Genomic DNA, 6732 nt, shown 5'->3' on the forward strand with positions numbered 1-6732 from the left:
TCGGTGGTCACTCGGTGGTCACGGCCACGTACTGGATCTCGATGCCGGTGTCGGCCTTGAACTTCTCGGCAATGGCCTTGTCCTGGTTCACCGCCGTGCCCAGGTAGCGCAGCACGATCTTTTCCTGCGCATGCACGAAGGGCGCAATGCCCGTGGCCAGGATGCCGGCGGTGCCTTGCAGCAGGGTGCGACGCTGGAGGCCGGCGGACGAGTCGATGGGGTCGGTCATGGAAGAGTCTCCGTGGAAGAAAAAAGCAGGGGAGGGAACGCGAAAAAAAGCGAACGGAAATGCAGCCAATGCAAGAACGGCCGCGCGCTCACAGCGGCATGCTCGCGAGCGCGGCCAGGTCGTCGCGTGCGGGCCGGCTGCCGCTCGCGGCCGGCACCGGCACGCGTTCGGCGGGCGGCTTGGCGCCGGGGCCGAGCACGCGCGCATCGGCTTCGGCCCAGGACAGGCGCACCGCATCGCCGGGCGCATGGGGGCTGGCAAGAAAGGCGGCTTCGCCCAGCAGCACCGAGACGCTGCCGCGGCCGGGCGCGGCGTCCTGCAGCGCGAGGCCGAGCAGCACGTAGGTGCCCTGGTATTCGACGTCGGTGACCGTGGCGGCCAAGCCGCCGGCTGCATCGCCGCGGGCGATCCGCATGTGGTCGTTGCGCACGGCGACCGGGCCGGCGGGCGTGTCGAACACGTTGTGGCCGCCCATGAAGCGCGCCACGAATTCGCTCGCCGGATGGTTGTAGACCTGGTGCGGCGAGCCGACCTGCTCGATCACGCCGTGGTTCATGACCACCATGGTGTCGGCCAGCGCCATCGCTTCTTCCTGCGAGTGCGTGACGTGCACGAAGGTCAGCCCCAGTTCCTTCTGCCAGCGCCGCAGCTCGGCGCGCATCTGGATGCGCAAAAACGGATCGAGTGCCGACAGCGGCTCGTCGAGCAGCAGCACGCGCGGCTCGGTGATGAGTGCGCGCGCGAGCGCCACGCGCTGCTGCTGGCCGCCGGAGAGTTCGCCGGGCTTGCGCTCGGCCAGGTGGCCCATCGCCACGCGCTCAAGCAGCTCGCGCGCGCGCTTCTGGCGCTCGGCCTTGCCGGTGCCTTTCATCTTGAGGCTGAAGGCCACGTTGTCCAGCGCCGAAAGATGCGGGAACAGCGCGAAGCTCTGGAACATCATCGCGGTGCCGCGCGCGGCCGCGGGCAGGTTGGTGATGTTGCGGTTGTCCAGCAGGATGTCGCCGCTCGTGACCGACTCGTGGCCCGCGATCATGCGCAGCGTGGTGCTCTTGCCGCAGCCCGAGGGGCCCAGCAGGCAGCAGTAGCTGCCGCTCGCGATGCGCAGGTCGATCTGGTCGACGGCGGCGGGCGTGCCCGCGGCATAGCGCTTGCTGAGCGCGACGACCTCGACGGCGGCGGGCGGGGGCGCGATGGCGGCGGCGCTCATCGAGGGGCCCGGGGGGCGAAAAATGATCGGAAGGCGAGCATGCTGGCGTTAAGCACGCTCCATGCCACGTCGGTGGCTTGCGGCCCCGAGGCACCGAGCGTGCGATGCCCGCCGGGCCCTCGCCGCGAAACCCGGAAGCCTAGGTGCCGAAGCGGTTCGCGTCGGCCGGCAGCGCCGCCGCGGCCAGTCCGCGCAGCACGTCGCCCACCACGATCACCGCGGGGCTCGCGATGCCGGCTTCGGCAATGCCGGCCTGCAGCTTGCCGAGCGTGGTCGCCACGTGGCGCTGGTGCGGCAAGCTCGCGTGCTGCACCACGGCCACGGGCGTGTCGCCGGGCAGGCCGTGCAGCAGTTCGCGTTCGATGTGGCCGGCGCCCGCCACGCCCATGTAGATCACGAGCGTGAGCCGCGCGCTGTGCGCGGTGGCGGCCAGCGCGCGCCAGTCGGTCGGGTCTTCGGACGCGCCGGCGCCGGTCTTGGCATGGCCCGTGACAAACACCACGCCCTGCGCATGGTCGCGGTGCGTGAGCGGCACGCCCAGCGAGGTGACGGCCGCGAGGCCGGCCGTGATGCCGTTGACCACCGTGCATTCGATGCCGGCTTCGCGCAGGTGCTCGACTTCTTCGCCGCCGCGGCCGAAGATGAAGGGGTCGCCGCCCTTGAGCCGGACCACGGTTTCGCCTTCGCGCACCGCGGTGATCATGAGCCGCTCGATGAAGGCCTGCGGCGTGCTCTTGCAGCCGCCGCGCTTGCCCACGTGCACGATGCGCGCATCGGGCCGCGCATACGAGGCCAGGATGCTGTCGCTCACGAGGTCGTCCACCAGCAGCACCGTGGCGGCCTGGATCGCCTTGACGGCCTTGAGGGTCAGCAGTTCGGGGTCGCCGGGGCCGGCGCCCACCAGCGTGCAGCTGCCGGCGGTGGATGAAGAAGTGGCTTTGTTCATGCGTGGGATGCCAGTTGCGTGATGTGCCTCACTTGCGTTGCGATGGCCTCCGGCACGGGAAGCTCGCCATCGAGCACACGCCGCGTGTACGCGGCCGTGGTCGCGACGTCGATCTCCTTCGGCAGGCCCGGCACTTCGCTGGCCGTGCCGCTTTCCTGGGCCTGCAGTTCGCTGCGCACGCCGCGCACGAAGCCGTCGATCTGCGCGGTGCGGCGCGGGTCGGACACCACTTCGCCCTCGAGGCCGCGCGAGAGCAGGGCGGTCATGCCCATGAGCTCGAAGGTTTCGCCCATGGTGCGCGCGTATTCCGGATGCGTGTAGCTTGCCACGATCACGCAGGGGCCGGTGGTCGGCTGCATCAGCTTGACCACGCTGTGGCCAGGGTTGCGCAGGCCGACCACGCGGCGCACGTCGAGCAGCCGCTTGAGCGCGGGATTGAGCAGCTCGGTCGGCGCAAAGCCCACCTCGCCCGAGGGGATCTTGCGGATGGCCGGCAGCGCGGGCACGTCCAGCGCCTCCAGCACGTTCGACGCCAGCACGCGCGAGGTTTCGGTGGCGCTGCCGTGCACCAGCACCGGCAGGCCTTCGCGCGCCAGCAGCAGCGCCAGCAGCGGCGTGAGCACCGGCAGCCGGCGCGCGCCGTTGTAGCTTGGCAGCACGATGAGCGGGCGGTCGGCCGCGGGCAGGCGGTTGAGCCTGGCATGCGTGGCATCGAGGAAGCCCGCCATCTCCTCGGGCGTTTCGCCCTTGATGCGCATGGCAAGGCAGAAGCCTCCGATCTCCAGGTCGGTGACGGTGCCGTCCAGCACCTGGCCGAACAGGTCGGCGGCCTGTTCGCGCGTGAGCGGCTTGGCGCCTCGCGCGCCGCGGCCGATTTCCTTGATGTATTGGCTGATTCCCATGGGTGCGCCGATTGTCCCGCAATGCTTATGCCGGAATGCAAGTCGGCTTATGCACCCTCGGCCACGGTCTCGGCGGGCGTTGCGCGCACCATGCGCTTGAGCTCGGGCAGGCAGGAGCCGCAGTTGGTGCCGCATTTCAGCGCACCCTGCAGCGCGGCCAGGCGCTCGTCGGGCGTGCCGGTGCAGCGGCCCAGTTCGGCCTGGATCGCCAGGTCGGTCACGTTGAAGCAGGTGCAGACCGGATGTCCGCGCGACTGCACCGCCACCGGCGCGCGCGCGCCCGGCGACAGCAGCAGCCGGCCGTAGCTCTGCGCCGGAATCTCCTCGCGCAGCAGGGTGCCGATCCAGGCTTCGGCGCTGGTGTCGCCGCCCAGCAGGAAGGCTTCGAGGCCGGCATTGCCGTCGGCGCGCCGCACCAGCCGCGCCACGCGGCGCTGGCCGCGCCGGCGGTCGGCGTAGCGCAGGGCATCGCTGCCGCGCAGGCCGAGCAGGCCTTCGATGCGGTCGATGGTTTCGTCGGCCGGTGCATCGTGCGCGGCGGCGCGGAACAGGATGCCGCTGCGTTCCTCGCCCGGCGTGTTGCCCGAGAACGGCACGCAGGTGGCAAACGGAAACATCGCCATCATCGGCTTGAGCGCCTGGTGCGCGGCCAGCGCGGCGTCGGGCGGCAGCCAGGCCATGGCCAGCAGCGACCAGGGCAGCTCGGCCTTGAGGATCTTGACCGGCGTGTGCTTGAGCTCGGGCTGCTTCGAGGTGGGGCAGTAGGCCGAGGTGGTCAGCGCATTGATGCCCGCGAGCGGCGTGCCGGTCGACGAGCAGCCGCTCAGGTATTCCTCGCCCCAGTGCATGGCGACGAAGGCCTGGCTCAGGCCGATCTCGGCGCTGGCCTGCACAGGCATCAGGATCGAGCCGCGCTTGGAGGTCAGGTGCACGAGGTCGCCGTCCTTCAGCTGGCGGCGCGCCATGTCCTGCGCATTCATCTGCACCAGCGGCTCGGCCACATGGCCGAACAGGCGGCCGACGGTGCCGGTGCGGCTCATGCCGTGCCACTGGTCGCGCAGACGCCCCGTGTTGAGCGAGAACGGATAGCGCGCCTCGCGCGCCTCGGCCACCGGCTTGTAGACGGTGTCGACAAAGCGCGCGCGGCCGTCCGGCGTGGGGAAGATGCCGTCTTCGTAGAGGCGTGCGCGGCCGGTGGCCTCGCCTTCCTTCAGCGGCCATTGCTGCGGTCCCGCGCTGTCGAGCATCGCGTAGCTCATGCCGGTGATGTCGAGGTCGCGCCCGCGGGTCGATTCGCGGTGCTCGTTCCAGACCGACTCGGCGGTCTCGTACGGAAACAGCGTGGGCGTGGCGCCGAGCCGCTGTTCGAGCCGCCGCGCGAAGTCCACGGCAATCGACCAGTCATGGCGCGCCTCGCCGGGCGCCGCCACCGCGGACCGCACGCGCGAGATGCGGCGCTCGCTGTTGGTCACGGTGCCTTCCTTCTCGCCCCAGGTGGTGGCGGGCAGCAGCAGGTCGGCGAAGGCGCAGGTGGCGGTGGTCGAAAAGGCTTCCTGCACCACGACGAACTCGGCGCGCTCGAGGGCGCGGCGCACCGTGGCCTGGTCGGGCATCGACTGGGCAGGGTTGGTGCAGGCGATCCACAGCGCGCGGATCTCGCCGTCGGCCGCGGCCTGGAACATTTCGACCGCGGTCTTGCCGGGCTTTTCGGGCACCGAGGGCACGTTCCACAGCGCCGCCACTTCGGCCCGGTGCGCGGGATTGGCCAAGTCGCGGTGCGCGCTCAAGAGGTTGGCCAGGCCGCCCACTTCGCGCCCGCCCATCGCATTGGGCTGGCCCGTGAGCGAGAACGGGCCGGCGCCGGGCTTGCCGATCTGGCCGGTGGCCAAGTGCAGGTTGATCAGCGCCGCGTTCTTGGCGGTGCCGCTTGACGACTGGTTGAGGCCCTGGCAATAGAGGCTCAGCGTCGCGGGCGAAGTCGCGAACAGGCGCGCCGCGGCGAGCAGGTCTTCTTTCGAGATGCCGCAGATCTGCGCTACCTTGTCGGGCGTGCATTCGCGCACCGTGGCCTTCAGTGCATCGAAGCCGCTGGTGTGGGCTGCGATGTAGCCGTTGTCGGTCCAGCCTTCCCACAGCATCAGGTGCAGCATGCCGTTGAACAGCATGACGTCGGTGCCGGGCTGGATCGGCAGGAACAGGTCGGCGATCTCGACCGTGTCGGTGCGGCGCGGATCGGCCACGATGATCTTGAGCCCCGGGTTCGCGGCCTTCGCATCCTCGATGCGGCGAAACAGGATCGGATGCGCCCACGCGGCATTGCTGCCCACGATGAAAAGGCATTGCGCATGCTTGAGGTCGTCGTAGCAGGCGGGCGGCGCATCGGCGCCCAGCGTCTGCTTGTAGCCGGCCACCGCGCTGCTCATGCACAGGCGCGAGTTGGTGTCGATGTTGTTGGTACCGACGAGGCCCTTGGCGAGCTTGTTGAAGACGTAGTAGTCCTCGGTGAGCAACTGGCCCGAGACATAGAAGCCCACGGCGTCGGGGCCGTGGTCGCGGATGACCTGGGCGAACTTGTCCGTCGCCATGTCGAGCGCGCCGTCCCAGCCGATGGCTTCGGGCGTGGCGCCGCGCTCGGCGCGCCGCATCGGCTGCAGCAGCCGCGTCTGCCGCGTGACCGTGGCCGTCGCCGTGAGGTGCAGCGTCGAGCCCTTGGTGCACAGGCGCCCGAAATTCGCGGGGTGATCGGGGTCGCCGCGCACGCCGGTGATCTGGGCGCCATCGGATTCGATGACAACGCCGCAGCCGACGCCGCAATAGGGGCAGGTGGAGCGAGTCTCAGCCATGGATCGATGCCTCTGTTTCGCGCCTAGCTGCCGTGCGGCGCCTGCACGTCGAAAGTCTCGTCGCCCAGCTTGCCAGCCGTGGCGGCACCGGGGCCGGCGCGCGGCGGTGCCAGGTCGAGGGCATGCGTCTTCAGTTCGACCATGTTCATCATGACCTGGCCGTCTTCAAGCTTCACCGCAAACTTCGGCGTACACCCCTCATCCGGCGACTTGGCACACCCGTCCTCCAGCCCGATGGCCCAGTTGTGCAGCGGACACGCCACGCTGGTGCCGAACACGATCCCCTGGGAGAGCGGCCCACCCTTGTGCGGGCAGCGGTCCAGCAGCGCGAACACCTGGTCCTCGGCATTGCGGAACACCGCCACGTCCACGCCCACCGGCCGCGCCACCCGCCGCGCCCCCAGCACCGGGATGTCCTCGACCCGGCAGATCACCTGCCACTCGTTGCCGCTGTTGTTGGGGTTGCTGTTGTTGTTGCTCATTTGCTGTAGCTCCTTTCAGGCCGCCTGGGTCGCCTTGTCATCCACCACCGCCACCGGCGTGAACTGCCGCACATCCACCGACGCCTGGCTCGACTCGAACCACGGGTCGGGTTCGCCGTCGAG

General features: G+C 70.0%; 5 protein-coding genes and 1 pseudogene. All 6 read right to left on the reverse strand.

What is annotated here, in order from left to right:
• Positions 1 to 10: 10 nt before the first annotated feature.
• Positions 11 to 229 (reverse strand): annotated as a pseudogene (locus AC1DOC_RS13380) (ABC transporter substrate-binding protein); the annotation flags it as partial.
• Between the two features lie 88 nt (positions 230 to 317).
• Complete coding sequence (locus AC1DOC_RS13385; RefSeq protein ID WP_478081010.1) at positions 318 to 1436, reverse strand: ABC transporter ATP-binding protein; 1119 nt, start codon at positions 1434 to 1436, stop codon at positions 318 to 320.
• Positions 1437 to 1575: 139 nt separating this feature from the next.
• Positions 1576 to 2382: a uroporphyrinogen-III C-methyltransferase gene (gene cobA, locus AC1DOC_RS13390; protein WP_478081011.1), complete on the reverse strand. Its 807-nt coding sequence runs from the start codon at positions 2380 to 2382 to the stop codon at positions 1576 to 1578.
• Positions 2379 to 3284: a DNA-binding protein YbiB gene (gene ybiB / locus AC1DOC_RS13395; protein WP_012748627.1), complete on the reverse strand. Its 906-nt coding sequence runs from the start codon at positions 3282 to 3284 to the stop codon at positions 2379 to 2381. Before ybiB ends, cobA begins: the two co-directional genes overlap by 4 nt.
• A gap of 47 nt (positions 3285 to 3331) precedes the next feature.
• The gene (locus AC1DOC_RS13400) at positions 3332 to 6127 is read right to left on the reverse strand and encodes a nitrate reductase (RefSeq protein WP_478081012.1); all 2796 of its coding nucleotides are present in this window, start codon (positions 6125 to 6127) and stop codon (positions 3332 to 3334) included.
• Positions 6128 to 6150: 23 nt separating this feature from the next.
• Positions 6151 to 6609: a nitrite reductase small subunit NirD gene (nirD, locus tag AC1DOC_RS13405; protein ID WP_478081013.1), complete on the reverse strand. Its 459-nt coding sequence runs from the start codon at positions 6607 to 6609 to the stop codon at positions 6151 to 6153.
• Positions 6610 to 6732: the final 123 nt, after the last annotated feature.

The sequence above is a fragment of the Variovorax sp. 01T439_2 genome (assembly GCF_056398445.1).

Coding starts and splice junctions, on each gene's coding strand:
- AC1DOC_RS13385 (WP_478081010.1), bottom strand. CDS start 1,436: ATGAGCGCCGCCGCCATCGCGCCCCCGCCCGCCGCCGTCGAGGTCGTC.
- cobA (WP_478081011.1), bottom strand. CDS start 2,382: ATGAACAAAGCCACTTCTTCATCCACCGCCGGCAGCTGCACGCTGGTG.
- ybiB (WP_012748627.1), bottom strand. CDS start 3,284: ATGGGAATCAGCCAATACATCAAGGAAATCGGCCGCGGCGCGCGAGGC.
- AC1DOC_RS13400 (WP_478081012.1), bottom strand. CDS start 6,127: ATGGCTGAGACTCGCTCCACCTGCCCCTATTGCGGCGTCGGCTGCGGC.
- nirD (WP_478081013.1), bottom strand. CDS start 6,609: ATGAGCAACAACAACAGCAACCCCAACAACAGCGGCAACGAGTGGCAG.